Raw genomic sequence first — 17,606 nt, forward strand, 5'->3', positions numbered from 1 at the left:
TTCGGGGGCGCCTTTCGTTTTGCCGCAACGGCACGGGCGCCCGCGCGCATCAACGCTTCCTTGTCGGTTTTCCTGCCCTATGATCGGGCCACCGTTCGGCCGGGCATTCCGAATCGCCCGCCCGATCCCCGGACCCGCTGCAAAGGGAGAGACGATGCGCAAGACGGCGCTGCATGGCCCCGCCCTTCCGGCCCTGGCGCTGGCAGGCCTGACCGCTTTCGCCCCGCCCCTGCCCGCCGAAACGCCGCTGGCGGTGGAGCTTGTCACCGCCCATACCGCGCCGGTCTTCGTGCATTTCGAGCTGTCGGGCAGCATCGAGGCGGCCGAGGCCGTGCCCGTGGGCTTTCGCGCCGGCGGCCGGATCGTCGCGCTGCCGGTGCAGGTGGGCGCCCGGGTCGAGGCCGGGCAGGTGCTGGCCGAACTGGACCCGACCCAGGCCGCCGCGGCGCTGCGCGGCGCCAAGGCGCAGGCCGATGCGGCGGCGGCGATGCTGACCCAGGCGGAACAGGCGCTGACCCGGGCGGCAGAGCTGACCCAGCGCGGCGCCGCGACCCAGGCCGCGCTGGATGCCGCGACCGAGGCGGCGCTGTCCGCCCGCTCGGCCCAGGATCAGGCCCAGGCCGCGCTGGCCAAGGCCCGGCAAACCCTTGCCGATTGCACCCTGACCGCGCCCGCCGCGGGGATCGTCACCGCCCGCTCGGCCGAGCCCGGCCAGATCGTCGGCGCGGCGCAGACGGTGCTGACCCTGGCCCGCGACGGCGCCCGCGAAGCCGTGCTTTACGTCCCCGATTTCCCCGCGCTCGACCGCTTTCGCGACCGCCGCGTGACGCTGCGCCCGGTCGAGGGGACCGGCCCCGTCATGGAGGCGGTGGTGACCGAAATCGCCCCCCTTGTCGCGGGCACCACCGGCACCGTCCGGGTCAAGGGCAAGATGCGCGAGGATCTCCCCGCCCCCGGGCTGGGCACTGCCATCGTCGCCGTTCTGGACCTGCCGCTCGGCTCGGCGATGGGGCTGCCCTGGACGGCGCTGGTGACGAAGGATGGCGGCCCCGCGGTCTGGACCGTCGATCCGCAAAGCCTGCGGGCCACGCTGCGCCCGGTGCGGATCTCGCGTTACACCGACCGCGGCATCGACGTCGCCGAGGGCCTCTCCGAAGGCGCGCTGGTGGTGGCCCGCGGCGCGCATCTGCTTTACCCCGGCCGCGCCGTCCGGCCGACGGAGACGACGCCATGATCCGCCCGGTCCTGCTGTGCCTGCTGGCGCTTGCCCCCGCCCCCGCGCGTGCCGAGGCCCCGGTCCGCCCGGTGGTGTCGGAAATCGTCACCGGCTCGGCCATCGCCACGCGCGATTTTCCCGGCGTGATCGCGGCCGAGGTGGAAACCACGCTCGGCTTTCAGACCGCGGGGCGGATCGAGACCCGGCCGGTCAATCTGGGCGATGCGGTCACCGCCGGGCAGGTGCTGGCGACGCTTGATCAGGTGACCCTGGCCGAGGATGTGGCCGCCGCCAGCGCCGGGCTGCGCGCGGCCCGGGCCGAGGCCGATTTCGCCCGGCAAAGCCTTGAGAGGGCGCAGGAATTGCAACGCCGCGGGGTGGCGCCGCTGGCCACGCTCGAAGCCGCCGCGGCCAAGGCCGCCGCCGCCCGCGCCACGGTCGACCGCGCCCGCGCCGATCTGACCCGGGCCCGCGATGCCGAACGCTTCGGCCGCCTCACCGCGCCTTCGGCGGGGGTGGTCAGCCAGATCCTGGCCGAACCCGGCGCCGTCGTCACCCCGGGCACGCCGGTTCTGCGTCTGGCCACCGCCGCCGGGCGCGAGGCGGTGATCGACGTCCCCGACGACCTGCGCGCCGTGCTGCCGAAAGACGCGCGCTTCACCATCGAGACCCGCGGCGACGGCCCGCAGACCCTGCCCGGCCAGCTGCGGCTGATCGAGCCGGTCGCCGATGCCTCGACCCGGGCGCATCGGCTGCGGATCTCGTTCGCCGACGGCGGTCAGGCGCTGCGGCTGGGCACACTCGTCACCGCGCGGCTCGATCTGCCCGAGGCGCCGCTGCTGACCCTGCCCATGGCCGCGATCCGCCCCGACACCGATCCGCCGCAGGTCTGGCGCCTCGGCCCCGACCGCCGCGCCGAGGCGGTGCCGGTGACGCTCGGCCAGCGCCTTGACGACCGCGTGGTGATCACCTCGGGCCTTGCGCCGGGCGACGAGGTGGTGATCCGCGGCATCCGCTCGGTCACGCCGGGCCAGCAGCTTGGACCAAGGGTATCGCCATGACTTTCAACCTGTCCGACTGGGCTTTGCGGCATCGCTCGATGGTCTGGTATCTGATCCTCGTCTCGCTTCTGGCGGGGGTTCTGGCCTATCGCAACCTTGGCCGCGAGGAAGACCCCTCCTTCACCATCAAGATCATGATCGTCACCGCGATCCTGCCCGGCGCCACCGCCGAGGAGACGCGCGAACAGGTCACCGACCGGATCGAGAAGAAGCTGCAGGAACTGCCGAACCTGAAGTTCACCCGCTCGGAGACCTTTCCGGGCCGGGCCGTGGTGCAGCTGGAACTGACCCCCGAAACCCGGGGCGAGGCGGTGACCCGGACCTGGCAGAAGGTCCGCAACATGATGGCTGACATCCGCCCGGATTTTCCGGCGGAATTCGCGGGGTTCTATTTCAACGACAGTTTCGGCGATGTCTATGGCTCGATCTATGCCTTCACCGCCGACGGGTTTTCCCCGCAGGAGGTGAAGACCCGGGTGGAAAAGGTCCGCTCGGCGGTGCTGACGCTGAAGGCGGCGGGCAAGGTCGAGCTGATCGGCACGCAAGACCCTGTTGTCCATGTCGAATTTTCCGCCCGCAAGCTGGCCGCGCTGGGGCTCGATCAGGCGCAGGTGCTGGGCACGCTGGCCGCGCAGAACGCCATCGTGCCCTCGGGCGTGATCCGCACCGCCGACGAGCTGGTCGCGGTGCGGATGTCCGGCCGCTTTGCCGATGCCGCCGAACTGGCCGCGGCGCCGCTGCGCGTGGGCGAGATCTTCTTTCGGCTCTCCGATGTGGCGACCGTGCGCGCGGGCTTTGCCGATCCGCCCGACACCCTGTTTCGCTACAACGGCCAGCCCGCGGTGGGGCTGATCATCGGCATGAAACAGGGCGCCAACATCCTCGAGTTCGGCGCCGAGCTGAGCGCGCTGATGGACAGGGTGGCGGCCGAATTGCCGGTCGGCATCACCCTGCACAAGGTCGCCGATCAGCCGCAGGTGGTCGAGCAATCGGTGAACCATTTCCTGCGCGCGCTGGCCGAGGCGGTGGCGATCGTGCTTCTGGTCTCCTTCGTGTCGCTGGGCTGGCGGGCGGGGCTTGTGGTGACGATGTCGATCCCGCTGGTTCTGGCGCTGACCTTCGTCATTCTGGACGCGATGGGGGTGACGCTGCAGCGGATTTCGCTGGGCGCGCTGATCATCGCGCTGGGGCTGCTGGTCGATGATGCGATGATCGCCATCGAAACGATGATCGCGCGGCTGGAGGCCGGGGACACGATCGCCAAGGCCGCGTCGCATGCCTGGACCTCGATCGCCTTTCCGATGCTGTCGGGCACGCTCGTCACCGTCGCGGGCTTCATCCCGATCGGGCTCAATTCCAGCCAGGCGGGGGAATACACGCTCTCGCTTTTCTACGTCATCGCGATTTCGCTGATGTTGAGCTGGGTCGTCGCCGTGCTGTTTGCGCCGCTGATCGGGGCCAGTTTCCTGCCGAAGACGATGCCGCATCACGACGCCACCCCGGGTCGGCTGCGGCGCGGCTTTCATGCGCTGTTGCGCGGCGCGATGCGGGCGCGCTGGCTGACCATCGTCTTGACCGTCGCGCTCTTTGGCGCCTCGCTTTACGGCATGCGCCAGATCGAGCAGCAGTTCTTCCCCGCCTCGGACCGGCCGGAACTGCTGATCGACGTGACGATGCGGCAGAATTCGGCGATTGCCGCGACCGACGGGGCGATGGCGGAACTGGACCGCTGGCTCGCCACCCGCCCCGAGGCCGCCTATTGGACGACCTATGTCGGCCGTTCCGCACCGCGGTTCCTGCTCTCGCTTGATGCGCCGACGCCGGTGCCCTTCATCGGCCAGATCGTGGTGATGACCAAGGGGCTGGAGGAACGCAACGCCCTGCGCCGGGCCCTGGCGGATCATGCGGCGACCCTGCCCGGGGTCGATGTGTTCTCGAAGCTGATCGAGCTGGGGCCGCCGGTCGGCAAGCCGGTGCAATACCGGCTGATGGGCCCGGACCGCGGCCTGCTTCTGACCGAGGCGCGGCAGCTTGCCGAACGGCTGGCGCAGGATCCGCGGCTGTCGAACATCACGCTCGACGAGGGCGAGCCGGTGCGGGTCGCCCGCGTCGTGCTGGATCAGGAGCGGCTGCGCCAGCTTGGCCTGACGCAAAAGGACGTGGCGCAGGCGCTGCAAACGCTGTTCGAGGGCGTCACCGTCACAGAATTGCGCGACGGTCAGACGCTTGTGGACGTGCTCGCCCGCGGCGCGGCGGCGGACCGCTCGCGGGTGGGGTCGCTTGCCTCGCTGCAGCTGCCCTCGCCCTCGGGGGTGCCGGTGCCGCTGCTCAGCTTTGCGACGCTCGATTGGCAGATGGAGCCGCCGGTGCTGCATGCCCGCAACCGGGTGCCGACGATCACCGTCAAGGCCGCGGTCACGGGGGCGAACCAGCCCGCCACCGTGACCCGCGATCTGGCCCCGGCGATTGCCGAACAGATGGCGCGGCTGCCTGCCGGAACCACGATCGAGCCGGGCGGCGTGGCGGAATCGAGCGGCGAAAGTCAGGCGCCGATCGTCGCCGTCGTGCCCTTGATGGTGCTGATCATCCTGACCCTTGTGATGGTGCAGATGCAAAGCTTCCGGCTGATGTTCATCGTTCTGGCGGTGGCGCCGCTCGGCCTGATCGGCGTCGTCGCGGCCATGCTGCCCTCGGGGCAACCGCTTGGGTTCGTGGCGATATTGGGCGTGCTGGCGCTGGTCGGCATCCTGATCCGCAATTCGCTGATCCTGATGGCCGAGGTGGAGGTGCTGATCGGCGCCGGGAAAAGCCGCTGGGATGCGGTTTTCGAGGCCTCCGACAGCCGGGCGCGGCCGATCCTGCTGACCGCGGCCGCGGCCTCTCTGGCGCTGATCCCGATCTCGCGCGAGGTGTTCTGGGCGCCGATGGCCTTTGCGATGATGGGCGGCATCATCGCGGGCACGCTGATCACGCTGGTCTTCGCCCCCGCGCTCTATTGCGCCGTGTTCCGGGTGCCTGCCCCGCCGCGCCCGCCCCGGCCGCCGCGCCCCGAGCCCGAGGCCATGCCCGGGCGATCTTAACCCGCCGTTCACCAATTCCTGTCATCCTCGGGCATGTTTTGCCCGAGGCCCGCTCATGCTGACGCCCCTGCCTCTGCCCACCGCCCCCAGCCCGCTGCCCGCGGGCACGCAATCGCTGCCGCTGCCGCACGGGGCCCCGACCTTCCGACAGGGGCCGATCCCCCTGCCCGATCTGCCGGACCTGCCCGATGCGGCGCCGACGCCCCAGCCCCGACCCGGCCCCGCCGCCGAAAGGCCGCTGCCGGGCGCTTCGGCCGACCGCGCCGCCGCCCTGATCGCACGGGCCACCGCGCTCTCGGCCGAGGCGCTGGCCAGCGCCACCACCGCCGCGCCCCAGGGCGGCGCCGCAACGCCGATGTCGCTCGTGGCGGCGCAGATGCTGGTCGATCCCACGGCGCTGCAGGCGGTTCTGGCGCAACAGGCCGCCACCCGCGCCCTGCCCGGCGCGCAGCGCCGCCCGGAACCGCATTCCGACGATCCCCCCGCGCCGCTGCTCGCCGCCGCAGATGACAGCTTCGACCCGCATGCGCCGCATCCGCCGCCGGTCCCGCCCGGCACCCACGGGGCACGGCCCCCGCCCGGACCGGATCAGATCGACCCCGCCGCGCCGCAGCCAGAGCGCAAGACCGGCCCGGCGCCGCTGCCGGCGCACCGGCCCGATCTCGCCCCGCCGCCGCCCCTTGGCGATCTGACGCAACGCCCGACGCTCTGGGCGCTGGCGGGGGCGGTCTTCACCGGCGTCTTCGTGCTGGCGCTGCTCTTGATCTGACCGCCGCGAAAAGCAAAAGGCCGCCCCGAAGGACGGCCCTGAACCCTTGCGGTCCGCAAGATCTTACTTGATCTTGCCTTCCTTGTATTCGACGTGCTTGCGCACGACGGGGTCATATTTGTTCACCGTCATCTTCTCGGTCATGGTGCGGGCATTCTTCTTGGTCACATAGAAGTGCCCGGTGCCCGCCGTCGAGTTCAGACGGATCTTGATCGTCGTCGGCTTCGCCATTCTCAGTCTCCCAGAGTCGGATGCGCCTGCATCCGCGAAATCCTTGAAGCCTGCCTTTTAGTCAGCCGCCGCGCGGAGTCAACCGCAAAGGCGCGGGCAGGCGCGTTTTTTCGCACCTCCCCGGACCGGATCACAGCGCCGGCTTGCCCATGCCCAGATGCACCTGCGCCACGACCCCGGGATCCAGCGCCAAAGCCGCCGCAAGATTGCGCAGATAGGTCTTTTCCGCCTCGGTATCGACGGTGATCGCCATCAGCGCGGCGGAATAGACCTGCACCCGCGCCGCCTCGTGGACATCGGCCGCCAGCCCGGCAATGTCGATCGGCGCATCCAGCTCGGCCTGAACGAAAGCCACCTCTTCCTCGGTCGCCTCGCCCAGCTGCGCCAGGATCTGCGCGCGTTCGGCGTCATCGATGGTGCCGTCGGCCTTGGCGGCCTGAATCATCGCGCGGATCATCAGCTTGGCATGCGCCTCGGCACCCGCCGCCACCGCCGGATCGGCCAGCGCGGTGCTCATCATCTCGCCCAGCCCCTTCGCGCCGGTCCCCGCCGCCGCGCTCATCGAGCCCAGCATCGCGCCGATATTCGTCTGCGCCGTCTCGGTCGCCGCCGCGGCCTGGGTGCCGAACGTCGCCAGCATCCGGCTGACCGTCTCCTTGCCGCCCGGAACGCCCATCCGGGCCGCCCAGTCGCCCATCTGCTCGGCCATGCCGCCGGGCTTGCCGGCATCGCGCAGCGCCCCCTTCATCGCGTCGATCCCGCCCGCCTGCTGGAATTTCTGCACGCCCTTGGCAGCGGCAAAGCCCACCGCCAGCGTGGCCAATGTCTTGACGAAACTCATCCCGTTCCTCCCGGTTGGTGATGTCAGCCCGGCAGGGACCGCCCGGAGGCGACCGATCGCGTCCCCCCGCCGCCCCTTGCCTTCGTCTTCCAATCTCGGAGCACAGCCGCCCCGGTTCAAGAGGAATCACGTCAAAGCGAAGCGCCGCAGGCCGCCGCCGCCCCGAAAGGCGGCAGGCGCGCGGAAGACCTGTAAGCCGGATTTTGTCCGGGGTTGCCCCCTGGATGACCATTCCTCTGGGTCTGCGGTCACCCGCAGCCTCAAGCCGCCAACCCGGACACCTCGGGGCGAAGCTCCCCTGCCGTCCCCCGTTTCCGGTTGCGGCGCGGCATCCCTATTCGGCGTTGCTCCCGGTGGGGCTTGCCGTGCCGGTCCTGTTGCCAGTCCCGCGGTGGGCTCTTACCCCACCGTTTCACCCTCACCCCGCAAGCGGGGCGGTCTGTTCTCTGTGGCGCTTTCCCTGGGGTTGCCCCCGCCGGGCGTTACCCGGCACCGTTGCTTCATGGAGTCCGGACTTTCCTCGGAGGCCCAGCTATCCGAAAAACGGAGCTATGGGCCGCCGCGGTCATCCGGTCTTCCGCGCCCTCGTGCCATACGCCGCGCCCGGGGCAAAGGTCAATGGGGGCTCTGCCCCCATACCCCCGGGATATTTGGAGCAAGATGAAGGGAAGGCCGGGTTTGGCTTTCATCTTGCCGGAAATATCCCGGGGGGAGGCGCAGCCGGGGGGCAGAGCCCCCCTCCTCAACTGGCCCGCCAGGCGCCGCCGTCCGAGCCGAAGCGCAAGGCCAGATCGTTGATCATCGCAATGTCGGTGGCATCGAGCGCGCCCTCATGCCGCGGCCGGAACCGCAGCCGGAAGGCCGAAAGCAGCACGTCAAAGGGCGCCTCGGGATAGCCGAAGGTTTCCGCCAGCGCGAGGAAGGCCTCGGGCGTGACCGGCGGCAGCCGCCCCGCGGGCGCGGGCCAGATCGCCAGATCCTGCCGGGCGAGCCGGGCCCAGTCGAAGCGCGGGCCGGGGTCGATCTTGCGCCCGGGCGCACAGTCGGAATGGGCGATCACCGCCTCGGGGCCAAGGCCCCAGCGCGCGAAGATCTCGGGCAAAAGCCGCTCCAAGGCCGCCATCTGCGGTTCGGGAAAGGGCGCATCGCCCGTATTGGCCAGTTCGATCCCGATGGAGCGGGAATTCACATCCGCCTGCCCCATCCAGCCGCCCGCCCCGGCGTGCCAGGCGCGCAAGCGTTCCGGAACAAGGGCTTCCACCCGGCCATCCTCGGCGATCAGCCAATGCGCCGAGACCTCGGCCGCGGGGTCGCAGAGCCGATCCCGTGCCACGGCGCAGCTTTCCATGCCGGTGTAATGCAAAACGATCAACTCGGGCTGCGCGCCGCCGCGCCGCTCTCCGAAATTCGGAGAGGCGGGCGTTCCGGTCATGGACGCGCCGCCTGGAAGGGTCGCGGATCCCAGGCGCAGGCGAAGCCGTCGCCATCGGGGTCCAGATTGCCCGGATCCTTGACCGGACCGCCCTTTTCCAGAAACGCGCGCTGCGCCAGATCCGAGGAGACGAATTTCGCGCAGGCCTTTTCGGTCGAGGTCATCTTGAAGCCGTTGCGCTCATAGACCTTCTGGCCCGGCGTGTTGGTCGCGGCCAGGGCATAGGCGGCAAGGTTCGGCCCTGCCGCGCCCTGGGTCGTCATGTCGGTGACCGGCGCGGCGCGGGTGCCGTCGAAATGCGACATCGCATCCATCGGCAGGCCGGGCGCGCGCGGCTGGCCGTTCACCCCCACATATTCGCCCGTCGCCGGATTGACCGGGGCCGGGCCGGGGCCGGAGGGCGCGGTGGCGCGCAGCGCGGCGATCGCATCGGCGCCGATCGTGCCCTGCGTCGTCTTTGCCGCCGCCGCATCCAGCGCCGCGGTCGAGCTTGCGGGCGCCCCGGGCGGCGGCAGGGTGGTAGCGCTCAGCGGCGCCCCCTGCAGGGCGGCTTCGCGTTGCTGCTGATAGCTTTGATAATCGCCAAAGCCCACGCCCGCCGCCGAATTCGGCACCGAGGGCTCGCAAGCCGCCAGCACCAGCCCCGTCAGAACGAACCCGACCGCCTTGCGCATCACCGTCTCCTTACCACCATTTCGCCGGTTTCGCGGCAAAGCCCGCGGCTTTTTCCAGCACCAGCGCCTGATTGAGCAGATCGCCCTCTTCCCAGGGCCGACCGATCAGCTGCAGCCCCATCGGCAGACCCTTGGCATCCAGCCCCACCGGCACCGAAATGCCGGGCAGACCGGCCAGGTTCACGGTGACGGTGAAGACGTCGTTGAGATACATCTCGACCGGATCGGCATCCTTCATCTCGCCCAGCCCGAAAGCCGAAGACGGCGTCGCGGGCGTCAGGATCGAATCGATCCCGGCGGCAAAGGCCTGATCGAAGTCCTGCTTGATCAGCGCCCGCACCCGGCGCGCGCGGTTGTAATAGGCGTCGTAGAAGCCCGCGGACAGCACATAGGTGCCGATCATGATGCGCCGCTGCACCTCGGGGCCGAAGCCCTCGGCGCGGGTCTTTTCATACATGTCGACGATGCCTTCGCCCGCCGAAAGTGTCGCGCGGTGGCCGTAGCGCACGCCATCATAGCGGGCCAGGTTCGACGAGGCCTCGGCCGGGGCGATCACGTAATAGGCGGGCAGCGCATATTTCGTATGCGGCAGCGAGATTTCAACGATTTCCGCGCCCGCATCGCGCAGCATCGCCGCGCCATCGGACCAGAGCTTTTCGATCTCGGCGGGCATGCCCTCCATGCGGTATTCGCGCGGAATGCCGATCTTCTTGCCGCGGATATCGCCCGTCAGCGCCGCTTCGAAATCGGGCACCGGAATATCGGCGCAGGTCGAATCCTTGGCGTCGTTCGAGGCCATGGTGCCAAGCATGATCGCCGCATCGCGCACCGATTTCGTCATCGGCCCGGCCTGATCAAGGCTCGACGCAAAAGCGACGACGCCCCAACGCGAGACGCGGCCATAGGTCGGCTTGATGCCGACGATGCCGGTGAAGGCGGCGGGCTGGCGGATCGAGCCGCCGGTGTCGGTGCCGGTCGCGGCAAGGCACAGATCGGCGGCGACGGCTGCGGCCGAACCGCCGGACGAGCCCCCCGGCGTCAGCTGCCGGTCATCGACCTTCCACGGGCTGACCACGGGACCATAACAGGCGGTCTCGTTCGACGATCCCATGGCGAATTCGTCCATGGAAAGCTTGCCCAGCATCACCGCGCCCGCATCCCAAAGGTTCTGCGTCACGGTCGATTCATATTCCGGCTTGAACCCCTCAAGGATGCGCGAGGCGGCCTGCGAGGCGACGCCCTTGGTGCAGAACAAGTCCTTGATCCCAAGCGGAATCCCGCACATCGCCGGGGCATCGCCCGCTTTCAGCCGCGCATCGGCGGCCTTGGCCTGCGCCAGCGCGATCTCGGGCGTTTTCGCGCAGAACGCATTCAGCGCGCCCGCGGCGTCGATCTCGGCCAGACAGGCCTCGGTGATCTCGACCGAGGTCACTTCCCCCGCCTTCAGCGCATCGCGGGCGGCGGCGATCGTCAGTTTGTTCAGGCTCATTCGACCACCTTCGGCACGGCAAAGAAACCCTCGCGGGCATCGGGGGCGTTTTTCAGCACGGCTTCGGGATAGTTGCCGTCCGTGACCACATCGGCGCGCCGCTTCAGCCGCATCGGCGTGACCGAGGTCATCGGCTCGATGCCGTCGACGTTCACTTCGTTCAGCTGTTCCATGAAGGTGAGAATGCCCGAGAGCTGCTCGGCCAGTTTCGGCAGGTCGGATTCGGGCACGCGGATCCGCGCCAGATGCGCCACCTTGCGGGCGGTGTCGATGTCGATGGACATGGGTTGCTCCGGTTGACTTGGGCCGGGTTTAGCGTCCGGGGGCGGGTGTTTCAAGCGCCGCTTCCCTTTCGGGCCGCCTGCGCTAGACTTTGCGCGGAAAATGGGAGGAACGGCATGAAACTGACATGGTTCGGGCATTCCGGGTTCCGGCTGCAGATCGAAGGTGCGGTGATCCTGATCGACCCCTGGCTGAGCGGCAATCCGATGTTCCCGATGGACCGGCGGGCCGAGGCGCTGACGGGGGCGACGCATATTCTTCTGACGCATGGCCATGGCGATCATTCCGCCGACACTTTGGCGCTGGCGCGCGAGCTTTCGGTGCCGGTCGTGGGCATCTATGACACGATCAGCCATTGGGAAGCGGCCGAGGGGATCGCGGGGCTGGGCTTCAACAAGGGCGGCACCGTCGATCTGAATGGCGCCAGGGTGACGATGGTGCCCGCCTCGCATTCCTCCTCAATGAGCGGTCCGACGGGGCCGGTCTACGCCGGGACCGAGTCGGGCTACATGATCGCGGGCGAGGGTCACGTGATCTATCTTTCGGGCGACACCGGGATTTCGGCCGAGATGGGCTGGATGGGGGAATATTTCCGCCCCGATATCGGGATTCTGTCCTGTGGCGGGCATTTCACCATGGACATGAAGGCCGCCGCTTGGGCCGCAAGGAAATACTTTGATTTCAAGGTGGTGGTGCCCTGTCACTACCGCACCTTCCCGCTTCTGGAGCAATCCGCCGCGGTGCTGGCCAAGGGTCTGCCCGGCGTGCAGGTGATCGAACCCGAGGTTCTGGTGCCGATCGTGCTGTGAGCGGGAAGATTTGACCGAGGCCATCGCCGAGGTCATGTGACACAGCCGTCCCGGGACCGCCGGGGCGCCAAAGCGTCCCGGCCAGCGCCCGCCCCGCCCCTGGCGGGCGCTTCTCGCCCGCCGGGCCGGGCGCCGGCCTCTGTTGTGCCTCGCGGAAACGGTCCTGCACGCCCCCTGGCGCTGCCGGGCGGGGAAAAGCGGTGCTTTTCCTGATCCGCCCGAAACCAAGGCGGGCTTCGGGCCTTGACCAACTCGGCTGCACAGCCCGCTTGCAAGCCATCGCATCCGCCCTTATATGAGCGCTTGAGAGGTTGGCGCGGGCGAGCGCCTCGCCAACCCGGTCAGGTCCGGAAGGAAGCAGCCGCAACGAGCCCCGCTTGGGTCGATGTCCAGCCTCTCACCCCCCTCCCCCCGTTTCGTCGATTGCCCCGCCCCCGGGCGGATCACTGGCAGGTCTGCCGGATCCGGCACAGGACCGCGGCCACCGCCTCGGGATCGGGGGAAAGATCCGCGGCGGAAACCCCGAAACCGGCCGCATGGGCCGAGACTTTCGCCAGATCCTCGGCGCTGAAGCGCAGCAGATCCGCCTCGCTGCGGATCCCGGTCCCGGATTTGGCCTTTGGCTCGGGGAAGGGCCTGCCTAGCCGCCGCCCGGCCCAGTCGAAGATCTCGCGGTTGACCGCGCGCGTCTGGTCCAGAACCTCGGGATGCAGATCAAAGGGCACATCCGGCAGACGGCCCAGATCTTCGGAGAACCCGTTCTCCAGCCGCCGCGGCCCGCGGTTGGCAAAGGGACAGGCGCCCAGGCGGCGATAGGTGTAGATCAGCTTCACCCCCAGCTGCGACATGCCCTCGTTGCTCTCGAGCGGCGAGAGCGCACCCGAATCGATCCCCAGCGCCGAAAGGAAATGCCGGACCACGCTGCCTTCGGGAAAACCGGCCCGGTCATAGACATGGGCCTGCACCCGGTCCGGCCCGACGCAGCGATCCAGGATCCCGACGATGGCGTGATGCTCCAGCGGCAGCACGGTGCAGCCAGTGGGATCGAACACCGGATTGAGCGGCATCCGCAGCTTGAGAATTTCCTGAAAGCTGGAGCGCAGATAGGTCGCGGGCTCGCGGATGTAGCCGATGAACTCCGGATCGACCGGCAGATCCTGAAAAAAGGCGACCATCGCCTCGGCCTCTTCGGGCACGAAGGACGAGATCGATTCCGCCGACAGGATCAGCGGCCCCCGCGGACAGGTCTCGATCCCCTCGAGGATGATCCGGCGCAGATGCCTGCGCGCCCCGTCCCGCATCGCGGGCAGATCCGCGCGGGTGGCTTCGCTTGCGCGGATCGACAGCAGCTTTTCCGGCCGCAGGAACGCGTTCTGCATCATCGCAGAGCTGTTCGGATGCCCTGCGAACAGCAGAAGGAACCCGTTCTTCGGGTCATTGGCCGCGTGCAGCGTCTCCTGAATCGCCGAGCTGCCGGTCTTGTGGCCGCCGAAATGCACGACAAGCCGGGTGCGGCCGTCGCGCGGGCGGAAGTTTTCGGTGTCAGTCATTCCAGCTGCCCCCGCATGCCGAGACCCCAGACGCCCGCGCCGCAGGCGGACCGATGGCGCGGCCCCTGCCACGAAGCCATCCACGAAGACCGCACCCGTATCAAGCGGCATCTGCCCGCCGCCTTCGGGCGGGGATCGGTTTGACTTGCGCGCCCCCGCGGGTAGAGTGGCGCCGAACCGAGGAGACCCCATGACCGACGCCGACAGCCCCGCCGCGACCTCTTCGGGCTATCAGGTCCTTGCGCGCAAATACCGCCCCGCCACCTTTGCCGATCTGATCGGACAGGAGGCGATGGTGCGCACGCTGAAAAACGCCTTTGCCGCCAGTCGCATCGCGCAGGCCTTCATCATGACCGGCATCCGCGGCACCGGCAAAACCACCACCGCGCGGATCATCGCCAAGGGGCTGAACTGCATCGGCCCCGACGGCACCGGCCAGCCGACGACCGAACCCTGTCTGGTCTGCGAGCATTGCCGCGCCATCGCCGAGGGGCGGCATGTCGATGTGCTGGAAATGGACGCGGCCTCGCGCACCGGGGTCGGCGACATCCGCGAGATCATCGAAAGCGTGAACTACCGGGCGGCCTCGGCGCGCTACAAGGTCTATATCATCGACGAAGTCCACATGCTCTCGACCTCGGCCTTCAACGCGCTTTTGAAAACACTCGAGGAACCGCCCGCGCATGTGAAATTCATCTTCGCCACGACCGAAATCCGCAAGGTGCCGGTCACGGTCCTGTCGCGCTGCCAGCGCTTCGATCTGCGCCGGATCGAGCCCGAGGTGATGATCAACCACCTCTCCAAGGTCGCGACCAAGGAAAATGCGCAGATCGCCGAAGATGCGCTGGCGCTGATCACCCGCGCCGCCGAGGGGTCCGTCCGCGATGCGATGTCGCTTCTGGATCAGGCGATTTCGCATGGCGCGGGGGAAACCACGGCCGATCAGGTCCGCGCCATGCTGGGTCTGGCCGACCGCGCCCGGGTGCTGGATCTGTTTGACATGATCCTCAAGGGCGATGCGGCCGCGGCGCTGACCGAACTTGGGGCGCAATACAGCGACGGCGCCGATCCGATGGCGGTTCTGCGCGATCTGGCCGAAATCACGCATTGGGTCTCGGTGATCAAGATCACCCCCGAGGCCGCCGAGGATCCGACCGTGCCGCCCGAGGAACGCACTCGCGGTCAGGCGATGGCGCAGGCGATCCCGATGCGGGTGCTGAGCCGCCTGTGGCAGATGTTGCTCAAGGCGATCGAAGAGGTGTCTTCGGCGCCGAATGCGATGATGGCGGCGGAAATGGCGCTGATCCGGCTGACCCATGTCGCCGATCTGCCCGACCCGGAAACGCTGATGCGCAAGGTGATGGCGGGCCCCGGCGCCGCGGGCGGGCATGGCCCGTCGCAGGGCGGCGGCGGTGGCGGCGGGCCGCGCGCCGAAGCCACGACGCGGCACATGATGGGCGGGCGGCCGCTGTCGGTGCAGGGATCGGCGGCGCTGGCGGTGTCGCCCGCGGCCTCGGCCCTGGCGAAATATGCGCGCTTTGAAGATGTCGTGGCGCTGATCGGCCGGATGCGCGACGTGAAGCTGCTGGTCGAGGTTGAAAAAGGGGTGCGGCTCGTGCATTACGCGCCGGGCCGGATCGAATTCGAACCCGCCCCCGGGGCGCCGCGCGATCTGGCGCAGACCCTGGCGCAGCGGCTGCAGGGCTGGACCGGCGCGCGCTGGGGGGTTTCGGTCGTCTCCGAAGGCGGGGCCGCCACGATCGACGAGACCCGCAATGCCGCCACCCTCGCCGCCGAGGCCGAGGCGCGGGCGGAAAACCGCGTCGTGCAGGCGATCTTCGCCGCTTTCCCGACGGCGAAATTCGAAGACATCGTGCTGTCGGACGCGCTCGAGGCCGAACAGACCGCCGAGGCCCTGCCCGAGGTCGAGGACGAATGGGACCCGTTCGAAGACGGCTGACCCCCTGCGGCGCTGACTGCCTTGCCCCGGCCCCGGCCGATGCTTATCTGTGAGCGCGAAACCGATCGGAGGACCACGATGTTCAAGGGACTGGGACAGCTTGGCGACATGGCCAAGATGATGAAAGCGGCCAAGGAAATGCAGGAGCGCATGCTGACCCTGCAGGAAGAGCTGGGCCGGATGATCGTCATCGGCGAAGCGGGCGGCGGTCTGGTGAAGGCGCGCGTCACCGCCAAGGGCGAGCTGACCGGCCTTGATATCGACCCGACGATCCTTGTCGCCTCGGAAAAGGAAGTGGTCGAGGATCTGATCGTCGCCGCGGTCAAGGATGCGCAGGCGCGCGCGCAGGACAAGGCCGGCGAGGAACAGCGCAAGCTGATGACCGAGCTTGGCCTGCCCGCCGACATGGGCCTGCCCGGCTGAGATGCGCCCCTGAAATGAGCGGCCCCCGCGACGAGATCGAGGCGCTGATCGCGCAGATGGCGCGACTGCCGGGGCTTGGCCCCCGCTCTGCCCGGCGCGCGGTGCTGCATCTTCTGCGCAAGCGCGAGGGGCAGATGGCGCCCCTTGCGGCGGCGCTGTCGCGGGTGGCCGAAACCGCCCGCGATTGCCCGATCTGCGGCAATATCGCGATGGGCGCCAGCTGCGAGATCTGCGACAGCCCCGCCCGCGCCATCGGCGAAATCTGCGTCGTCGAGGATGTCGCCGATCTTTGGGCGCTGGAACGCGGCGGCGCCTTCAAGGGCCGCTACCACGTTCTGGGCGGCACTTTGTCCGCGCTTGATGCCATCGGCCCCGAGGAATTGCGCATCCCGCAGCTGATCGCCCGCATCCGCGCCGAGGCGGTCACCGAGGTGATCCTGGCGCTGAATGCCACGGTCGAGGGGCAGACGACGGCGCATTACATCGCCGAGGCGCTGGAGGGCACGGGGGTGCGCGTGACCTCGCTGGCGCAGGGCGTGCCGATCGGCGGCGAACTCGACTATCTCGATGACGGCACGATCTCGGCGGCGCTGCGGGCGCGGCGGGCGCTGTGATGGGCACCCGCACCGAAACCGTCGCCTTCTTTCTGGAACAGCTTGACGGGCGCGGGGTCACGGCGCGCAAGATGTTTGGCGAATACGGCATCTATGCGGGCGGCAGGATGGTGGCGCTGATCTGCGACGACACCCTTTTCGTGCGCCCGATCCCCGAGGCGGCCGCCTATCTGGGCACCCCGGTCGAGGGCCTGCCCTACCCCGGCGCGAAACCGCATTTCCGCATCGAACCCGACCTTTGGGAACAGGCCGACTGGCTTTGGGGCCTGATCGCGCTGATGGCGCGCAGCCTGCCCGAGCCGCAGCCCAAGACGCGTAAACCCGCCAAACCAAAGGGAAATGGTTAACGTCCTCGCATGAAGCATTGATCCCACCCCCCGCCGGGTCTATCAGGGGGAAAAGCTTGCAGCGGGTGTTGCCGATGAACCGCCTATATCACGTTGCTCTCTCGCCCTTTTGCCGCAAGGTGCGGCTCACGCTCGCCGAAAAACGCATCGAGGTCGAGCTGGTCGAAGAGCGCTACTGGGAAAAAAGCACCGATTTCCTGCGCCGCAACCCGGCCGGGAAAGTGCCGGTGCTGCGCTATGACAACCGGCTGTTTTCGGAAAGTCAGGCGATCTGCGAATATCTCGACGAGGTGGTGCCCGGCCCGCCGCTGATGCCGCGCGACGCCGATGCGCGTTACGAGGTCCGCCGCCTCTGCACCTGGTTCGACGACAAGTTCAACACCGAGGTCACCGCCAAGGTGATGGGCGAACGGGTCTGGAAGAAAGTGCAGAAAAAGGGCTATCCGGACAGCAAGACGGTCAAGGAGGGCCTCGGCGCGATCAAGTATCACATCGATTACATGGCCTGGCTTCTGGACAGCCGCCGCTGGCTGGCGGGCGACGTGATGACCCTGGCCGATTTCGCCGCCGCCGCGCATCTGAGCTGTCTTGACTATATCTCGGACGTGGATTGGCACCGGTCCGAAGCGGTGAAGGAATGGTATGCGAAGATCAAGTCGCGCCCGGCCTTTCGCTCGCTTCTGGCAGATCAGCTGCCCGGGGTGCCGCCCTCGCCGCAATATGCGGAACTTGATTTCTGAAGCAAGCCGGGGGCTCTGCCCCCGGACCCCCGGGATATTTGAGGCAAGATGAAACACGCCCCTTTCATCTTGCCCCAAATATCCCGGG

At 68.6% G+C, this 17,606-nt stretch carries 18 protein-coding genes and 2 other RNA genes; 12 read left to right on the forward strand and 8 right to left on the reverse strand.

Going from position 1 to position 17,606, the window contains the following annotated elements; all coding sequences use genetic code 11:
- Positions 1-154: 154 nt before the first annotated feature.
- Genes RCAP_RS13595 through RCAP_RS13610 form a run of 4 tightly spaced genes read left to right on the forward strand, consistent with a single transcriptional unit; the run spans position 155 to position 6,126 of the window.
- Complete coding sequence (locus RCAP_RS13595; RefSeq protein ID WP_013068453.1) at positions 155-1,234, forward strand: efflux RND transporter periplasmic adaptor subunit; 1,080 nt, start codon at positions 155-157, stop codon at positions 1,232-1,234.
- On the forward strand, positions 1,231-2,277 hold the full coding sequence (locus RCAP_RS13600) for an efflux RND transporter periplasmic adaptor subunit (protein WP_013068454.1): 1,047 nt from the start codon (positions 1,231-1,233) through the stop codon (positions 2,275-2,277). Before RCAP_RS13595 ends, RCAP_RS13600 begins: the two co-directional genes overlap by 4 nt.
- On the forward strand, positions 2,274-5,357 hold the full coding sequence (locus tag RCAP_RS13605; protein ID WP_013068455.1) for an efflux RND transporter permease subunit: 3,084 nt from the start codon (positions 2,274-2,276) through the stop codon (positions 5,355-5,357). Before RCAP_RS13600 ends, RCAP_RS13605 begins: the two co-directional genes overlap by 4 nt.
- A 55-nt stretch (positions 5,358-5,412) precedes the next feature.
- Entirely contained in the window at positions 5,413-6,126 is a 714-nt protein-coding gene (locus RCAP_RS13610) for a hypothetical protein (RefSeq protein WP_013068456.1), read from the forward strand.
- 63 nt (positions 6,127-6,189) lie between these two features.
- Here RCAP_RS13610 and rpmG read toward each other — a convergent pair whose 3' ends face one another.
- The 7 genes from rpmG to gatC form a co-directional block, all read right to left on the reverse strand.
- Positions 6,190-6,357 carry a 50S ribosomal protein L33 gene (gene rpmG / locus RCAP_RS13615; RefSeq protein WP_011750518.1) on the reverse strand — a complete coding sequence of 56 codons (168 nt, stop codon included), beginning with the start codon at positions 6,355-6,357 and terminating at the stop codon, positions 6,190-6,192.
- Between the two features lie 130 nt (positions 6,358-6,487).
- On the reverse strand, positions 6,488-7,198 hold the full coding sequence (locus RCAP_RS13620) for a tellurite resistance TerB family protein (RefSeq protein ID WP_013068457.1): 711 nt from the start codon (positions 7,196-7,198) through the stop codon (positions 6,488-6,490).
- Positions 7,199-7,374: 176 nt separating this feature from the next.
- An RNA gene (rnpB, locus tag RCAP_RS18715) (RNase P RNA component class A) lies at positions 7,375-7,779 on the reverse strand.
- Between the two features lie 161 nt (positions 7,780-7,940).
- Positions 7,941-8,630, reverse strand: a complete 690-nt coding sequence (locus tag RCAP_RS13625; RefSeq protein ID WP_013068458.1) for an N-acetylmuramoyl-L-alanine amidase — start codon at positions 8,628-8,630, stop codon at positions 7,941-7,943.
- Entirely contained in the window at positions 8,627-9,304 is a 678-nt protein-coding gene (locus tag RCAP_RS13630; protein WP_013068459.1) for a hypothetical protein, read from the reverse strand. The genes RCAP_RS13625 and RCAP_RS13630 overlap by 4 nt, the downstream gene beginning before the upstream one ends.
- 10 nt (positions 9,305-9,314) lie before the next feature.
- On the reverse strand, positions 9,315-10,793 hold the full coding sequence (gene gatA / locus RCAP_RS13635) for an Asp-tRNA(Asn)/Glu-tRNA(Gln) amidotransferase subunit GatA (protein ID WP_013068460.1): 1,479 nt from the start codon (positions 10,791-10,793) through the stop codon (positions 9,315-9,317).
- Positions 10,790-11,077: an Asp-tRNA(Asn)/Glu-tRNA(Gln) amidotransferase subunit GatC gene (gatC, locus tag RCAP_RS13640; protein ID WP_013068461.1), complete on the reverse strand. Its 288-nt coding sequence runs from the start codon at positions 11,075-11,077 to the stop codon at positions 10,790-10,792. Before gatC ends, gatA begins: the two co-directional genes overlap by 4 nt.
- Before the next feature lie 114 nt (positions 11,078-11,191).
- Here gatC and RCAP_RS13645 point away from each other — a divergent pair, with 114 nt between their 5' ends.
- Together RCAP_RS13645 and ffs are read left to right on the forward strand one after the other, a co-directional pair.
- The gene (locus RCAP_RS13645; RefSeq protein WP_013068462.1) at positions 11,192-11,884 is read left to right on the forward strand and encodes a metal-dependent hydrolase; all 693 of its coding nucleotides are present in this window, start codon (positions 11,192-11,194) and stop codon (positions 11,882-11,884) included.
- A gap of 304 nt (positions 11,885-12,188) precedes the next feature.
- Positions 12,189-12,287, forward strand: an RNA gene (gene ffs, locus RCAP_RS19010) — signal recognition particle sRNA small type.
- A 40-nt stretch (positions 12,288-12,327) separates the two neighbouring features.
- On the opposite strand, the gene RCAP_RS13650 is transcribed toward ffs, so the two are convergent.
- Positions 12,328-13,434, reverse strand: a complete 1,107-nt coding sequence (locus RCAP_RS13650) for a hypothetical protein (RefSeq protein WP_013068463.1) — start codon at positions 13,432-13,434, stop codon at positions 12,328-12,330.
- 15 nt (positions 13,435-13,449) lie between these two features.
- Between RCAP_RS13650 and RCAP_RS20075 the strand changes: the two genes are divergently transcribed.
- The 6 genes from RCAP_RS20075 to fzlA all read left to right on the forward strand — a co-directional run bounded on the left by RCAP_RS20075 (position 13,450) and on the right by fzlA (position 17,518).
- A complete protein-coding gene (locus RCAP_RS20075; RefSeq protein WP_274378164.1) occupies positions 13,450-13,578 on the forward strand; it encodes a hypothetical protein in 129 nt (42 codons plus the stop codon).
- Positions 13,579-13,624: 46 nt separating this feature from the next.
- The gene (locus RCAP_RS13655) at positions 13,625-15,394 is read left to right on the forward strand and encodes a DNA polymerase III subunit gamma/tau (protein ID WP_013068464.1); all 1,770 of its coding nucleotides are present in this window, start codon (positions 13,625-13,627) and stop codon (positions 15,392-15,394) included.
- Between the two features lie 78 nt (positions 15,395-15,472).
- Entirely contained in the window at positions 15,473-15,817 is a 345-nt protein-coding gene (locus RCAP_RS13660) for a YbaB/EbfC family nucleoid-associated protein (RefSeq protein ID WP_013068465.1), read from the forward strand.
- A 14-nt stretch (positions 15,818-15,831) separates the two neighbouring features.
- Positions 15,832-16,431 carry a recombination mediator RecR gene (gene recR, locus RCAP_RS13665; protein ID WP_013068466.1) on the forward strand — a complete coding sequence of 200 codons (600 nt, stop codon included), beginning with the start codon at positions 15,832-15,834 and terminating at the stop codon, positions 16,429-16,431.
- A complete protein-coding gene (locus RCAP_RS13670; protein ID WP_013068467.1) occupies positions 16,431-16,778 on the forward strand; it encodes a TfoX/Sxy family protein in 348 nt (115 codons plus the stop codon). The genes recR and RCAP_RS13670 overlap by 1 nt, the downstream gene beginning before the upstream one ends.
- Positions 16,779-16,852: 74 nt before the next feature.
- Positions 16,853-17,518, forward strand: a complete 666-nt coding sequence (gene fzlA, locus RCAP_RS13675; protein ID WP_013068468.1) for an FtsZ-binding protein FzlA — start codon at positions 16,853-16,855, stop codon at positions 17,516-17,518.
- Positions 17,519-17,606: the final 88 nt, after the last annotated feature.

The sequence above is a fragment of the Rhodobacter capsulatus SB 1003 genome (assembly GCF_000021865.1).
Classification (GTDB): domain Bacteria; phylum Pseudomonadota; class Alphaproteobacteria; order Rhodobacterales; family Rhodobacteraceae; genus Rhodobacter; species Rhodobacter capsulatus_B.

Bases quoted from the DNA above. Each gene is read 5' to 3' on its own strand.
- RCAP_RS13595 (WP_013068453.1), top strand. From the start codon at position 155: ATGCGCAAGACGGCGCTGCATGGCCCCGCCCTTCCGGCCCTGGCGCTG.
- RCAP_RS13600 (WP_013068454.1), top strand. From the start codon at position 1,231: ATGATCCGCCCGGTCCTGCTGTGCCTGCTGGCGCTTGCCCCCGCCCCC.
- RCAP_RS13605 (WP_013068455.1), top strand. From the start codon at position 2,274: ATGACTTTCAACCTGTCCGACTGGGCTTTGCGGCATCGCTCGATGGTC.
- RCAP_RS13610 (WP_013068456.1), top strand. From the start codon at position 5,413: ATGCTGACGCCCCTGCCTCTGCCCACCGCCCCCAGCCCGCTGCCCGCG.
- rpmG (WP_011750518.1), bottom strand. From the start codon at position 6,357: ATGGCGAAGCCGACGACGATCAAGATCCGTCTGAACTCGACGGCGGGC.
- RCAP_RS13620 (WP_013068457.1), bottom strand. From the start codon at position 7,198: ATGAGTTTCGTCAAGACATTGGCCACGCTGGCGGTGGGCTTTGCCGCT.
- RCAP_RS13625 (WP_013068458.1), bottom strand. From the start codon at position 8,630: ATGACCGGAACGCCCGCCTCTCCGAATTTCGGAGAGCGGCGCGGCGGC.
- RCAP_RS13630 (WP_013068459.1), bottom strand. From the start codon at position 9,304: ATGCGCAAGGCGGTCGGGTTCGTTCTGACGGGGCTGGTGCTGGCGGCT.
- gatA (WP_013068460.1), bottom strand. From the start codon at position 10,793: ATGAGCCTGAACAAACTGACGATCGCCGCCGCCCGCGATGCGCTGAAG.
- gatC (WP_013068461.1), bottom strand. From the start codon at position 11,077: ATGTCCATCGACATCGACACCGCCCGCAAGGTGGCGCATCTGGCGCGG.
- RCAP_RS13645 (WP_013068462.1), top strand. From the start codon at position 11,192: ATGAAACTGACATGGTTCGGGCATTCCGGGTTCCGGCTGCAGATCGAA.
- RCAP_RS13650 (WP_013068463.1), bottom strand. From the start codon at position 13,434: ATGACTGACACCGAAAACTTCCGCCCGCGCGACGGCCGCACCCGGCTT.
- RCAP_RS20075 (WP_274378164.1), top strand. From the start codon at position 13,450: ATGCCGAGACCCCAGACGCCCGCGCCGCAGGCGGACCGATGGCGCGGC.
- RCAP_RS13655 (WP_013068464.1), top strand. From the start codon at position 13,625: ATGACCGACGCCGACAGCCCCGCCGCGACCTCTTCGGGCTATCAGGTC.
- RCAP_RS13660 (WP_013068465.1), top strand. From the start codon at position 15,473: ATGTTCAAGGGACTGGGACAGCTTGGCGACATGGCCAAGATGATGAAA.
- recR (WP_013068466.1), top strand. From the start codon at position 15,832: ATGAGCGGCCCCCGCGACGAGATCGAGGCGCTGATCGCGCAGATGGCG.
- RCAP_RS13670 (WP_013068467.1), top strand. From the start codon at position 16,431: ATGGGCACCCGCACCGAAACCGTCGCCTTCTTTCTGGAACAGCTTGAC.
- fzlA (WP_013068468.1), top strand. From the start codon at position 16,853: ATGAACCGCCTATATCACGTTGCTCTCTCGCCCTTTTGCCGCAAGGTG.